The following is a 3,691-nucleotide window of genomic DNA, read 5'->3' as shown; positions in this document are numbered from 1 at the left end:
GAAAATCCGAGCTTCCTAGCGAGGCCGCGAGCGGGACGGCCGTCCGGCGGCGCGACGCGGCTTGGACCGCGTCGCGCCCGCTGAACCTCCGCCTCTAGTGGTCCGGGGTGTGGACCGGGAGCGCCATCTCGCGCAGCAGGTTGTGGGCCTTGTCGACTTCGTCCATCACCCAGCGGATGTAGACCGCGTCGACGTGGATGGTGCGCACGCTGGCCGGGTCGAAGAGGAAGTCGGAGACCACGCCCTCCCAGTTGCCGTCGAAGGCGAGACCGACGATCTCCCCCTTGCCGTTGAGCGTCGCCGAGCCGGAGTTGCCGCCGGTGATGTCGCAGGTGGAGAGGAAGTCGACCGGGACGCTGCCCAGCCCCTTGTCGATATAGGGCGAGGGCACGGCCTTGGCCGCCTCGACGAGCGCCGGTGGCGAGTCGAACGGCCGCTCCCCGGTCGTCTTCGCGACGACACCGGCGAGAGAGGTCTGCGGCCCGTAGGCGACGCCGTCGCGCGGCACGTAGCCGGTGACCTTGCCGTATGTGAAACGCAGCGTGCTGTTGGCGTCCGGATAGAGCCTGCCGCCAGCGAGCTTCTCGAGCCCTTTCATGTACTCCGGACGGATGCGCAACGTCGCGCCCTCGAAGGCGCGGTCGGCCTCGCGGCGCTCCGCGGCGAGCGGTGCCATCTTCCTCGCCAGGTCGAGCATGCTGTCGCCGCGCTTGGCGAGATCGGCGGAGGACTGCTCGGCCGCCTCCTTGCGCGCCGCGAGATCGGCCATCTTCGTCCCGGCGTAGAGCTTGTCGAGCAGCGCCTCGATCCGCGTCTCGTCGTCGGCCTTGCCGGTCTCCTGGAGCTCGGCATCGAGCACCGCAATGCGCTGGCCGGCCGGCAGCGCGACCGCCTGCTGCAGGGCGTAGCGGAGGGTCGCGCGATCGCTCGCCGGTTCGATCGAGCGCTGGGCGCGCGCGACCCCCTGGCGGTAGCGACTGAGATCGCGATCGCGGAAGCCGTCCTCGCGATCGAGATCGGCCTTCGGGCGCTCTTCGGACATCCGCCAGATCGTCATCGCCTGGCTGAGCATCGGCGACGAGCGTCCGAGCCAGGCGAGCACCGTGTCGCGTTGCTCGGTCTCGCGGCGAAGGGCGTTCATCGAGCGCAGCGTCGCCAGCGGTGACGCGCCCCCGGTCGCGAGCTTCTCGAGCTCCTGCTCCCGCGCCGCGCGCTGCGCCTCGACCGCGCCGCCACGCATTGCGAGGAGCTGCCCTTCGTACTTCTTCATGCCGTTCGCCATGCCGCGGACGCGCCCGTAGTTGGCGAGCTCGACCTCGGTGCCGCGCAGGTTCTCCATCTCCAGGATGGCGATCTGGTCCTTCGACCACTTCACCGACTGCGGCAGGGAGTAGTCGTGCGCCGTCTCGACCTCGTCAAGGGTGCGATAGCGGAAGGTGCGTCCGGGGTAGCCGGCGATCCAGACGAAGTCGCCCTCCTTCACCCCTTCGGTCGCCATCTTCATGAAGTGCTGCGGACGATAGGGGACGTTCTCTTTGGCGAAGTCGGCGGGCTTGCCGTCCGGCCCGACATAGGCGCGCAGGAAGCCGAAATCGCCGGTGTGGCGCGGCCACATCCAGTTGTCGACCTCACCGCCGAAGTTGCCGATCCCTTCGCCGGAGGCATAGGCGAGCCGCACGTCGCGGATCTCCATCTGGGTGACTTCGAGGAAGAGCGAGCCTTCGTAGAACCGCGCCACGCTGCAGCGCCGCCCGCCCGGCTTCTCGCAGGCGTCGACCAGCATGCGGCTGCGGCGCTCGACCTGGCGCGCGTAGTCGGCGTCGAGGAGCTTCGCCGCCGGGTTGCCCAGAACCTCCTTCGTCACGTCGCGGATGCCGGTGGTGACGTAGACGTAAGTGCCCGGAGCGGCCGGCAGCTCCTCGGAGAGCTCGGCAGCGAGGAATCCGTTGGCGATCAGGTTGCGCTCGGGAGTCGAGTTGAACTGCATGGAGCCGTAGACGCAGTGATGGTTGGTGATGATCAGGCCCTGCGGCGAGACGAACGAGGCGGTACAGCCGCCGAGCGAGACGACCGCACCCATCGGGTCGCCGGTGAGGTCGGTGAGCTTCGCCGGGTCGAGCGTCATCCCCGCCGCCTTGAGCTCCGGCGCGAGGTCGGCTATCTGGCGCGGCATCCACATGCCCTCGTCGGCCAACGCAGCACCTGCGAGGAGGCACAGGCAGGCGCCTGCGAGCGTGAGTCTGTTGTTCATCACATTCTCCTTGGAATTCGTGTCCGGCAGGGACGACCGATCGGAGCGATCAGAACGATCGGCACGGGCCAGACCGCGCAACGGCGAGCTGGATTCGGAGGCCGCCCCCCAATCTGGAAGTCTAGGCGCCGGCGCCGGGCAGGTCTCCTCTCCCAACGGGTGGGAGTCCGGACGAAGACGAGGGCGTTCGCAGCTGCGATCAGCCCGGATCGAGCCCGCGCCGGCGTGCCGCCTCGGCCACTCCGCTGGTCAGCGAATATCGCGGCGCCCATCCGGTCAGGGCTCGCAGCTTCTGGTTCGCGAGCACGCTGCGATCGACTCCCGGATAGCAGGGTCCGCTCGGCTGGACCTTCACCGCCGTTCCGACGGCCGACTCGACGGCGGCGACGACCTCGTGGAGCGAGCTCCCGACGCCCGTGGAGACGTGCACCACTTCGTCGCTCGCCGGCGAGGCGAGCAGCGCCCGCACCGCCTGGACGAAGTCGTCGACGAACAGGAAGTCGCGGACCTGCGAGCCGTCGCCCCAGAGCTCGATAGCCTCGCCGCGGGCGGCGCGGTCGAGAAAGATGTCGCAGACACCCTGGGGCAGCGCCCGTCGGCGGGGCCGCCCAAAGACATTCGACGCTCGCAGAATGAGAAAATCCGCCTCGCTCCGGCGACCGCGAAAACGGATCATCTCCTCCGCCAGGAGCTTGCCGAGTCCGTAGGCACCCTCGGGAGCCGTGGGGCTCTCTTCGGTCAGCGCCGCGAGCCGCCCCGAGCCATAGATCGCCCCGCCGGAGGAGGGGAAGACCAGTCGGCGCCTCGGATTGCCAGCCATGGCGTCGAGCAGAATGGCGAGTGAAGCGAGACTGTGCTGGACTTCCGGGAGGAGCTCGCCGGGCCGGATCGCGGGCAGAGTGGCCCCGACGCAATCGATCACCAGGTCGACTCCGAGCAGCGAGCTCTCGACCGCGCGCGCATCGAGGGCGTCGCCGACGACGACCTCGACGTCGGCGTTGCCGCGCAGGCCGGGATCGAGAGCGTCGGCATTCCGGCAGAAGAGACGCAACCGGGCGCAATCGCCCAGCAGCCCTTCGGCGAGCGCTCCGCCCAGGAAGCCGGTCGCTCCACGCACCAGAACGCGTTGCGCGGAGAGCTCGCGGATCGAGTCCAAAGTCTCTCCAGCCTAGCAACTCCCGGGCTCGAGGCCCCGACCCGAACGGGTTGCACCCGCGCCGTGATGGAATGCGCCTCGTGCCGCCCCGCCGCCAGTGCCTGTCGATCGTCGTCCCGGTCTATCGCGGCGAGCGCTACCTCGAGCAGCTGGTCGCGGAGCTCGCGTCGCTGCGCGGGATGCTGCTGCGCGAGCGCTCGCCGGTCGAGGTCGACCGCGCGATCTTCGTCGACGACGCCGCGGTGGACGGATCGGGACCGCTGCTCGATCGCCTGGCGGCGCAG

At 69.5% G+C, this 3,691-nt stretch carries 3 protein-coding genes; 1 reads left to right on the top strand and 2 read right to left on the bottom strand.

Features of this window, described 5'->3' with window-relative positions; genetic code table 11:
* Window positions 1–94: 94 nt before the first annotated feature.
* On the bottom strand, window positions 95–2,251 hold the full coding sequence (locus KBI44_18010) for a S46 family peptidase (protein ID MBP9146379.1): 2,157 nt from the start codon (window positions 2,249–2,251) through the stop codon (window positions 95–97).
* A 199-nt stretch (window positions 2,252–2,450) separates the two neighbouring features.
* A complete protein-coding gene (locus tag KBI44_18005; GenBank protein ID MBP9146378.1) occupies window positions 2,451–3,407 on the bottom strand; it encodes an NAD-dependent epimerase/dehydratase family protein in 957 nt (318 codons plus the stop codon).
* Between the two features lie 80 nt (window positions 3,408–3,487).
* On the opposite strand from KBI44_18005, the gene KBI44_18000 reads away from it, so the two are divergent.
* The coding region (locus tag KBI44_18000; protein ID MBP9146377.1) for a hypothetical protein at window positions 3,488–3,691 on the top strand (204 nt) is incomplete at its 3' end.

Source organism: Thermoanaerobaculia bacterium, assembly GCA_018057705.1.
In the GTDB taxonomy this organism is placed as follows: domain Bacteria; phylum Acidobacteriota; class Thermoanaerobaculia; order Multivoradales; family JAGPDF01; genus JAGPDF01.
The sequence above is the reverse complement of the archived record's forward strand: the minus strand, read 5'-3'. Positions and strand labels throughout refer to the sequence as shown.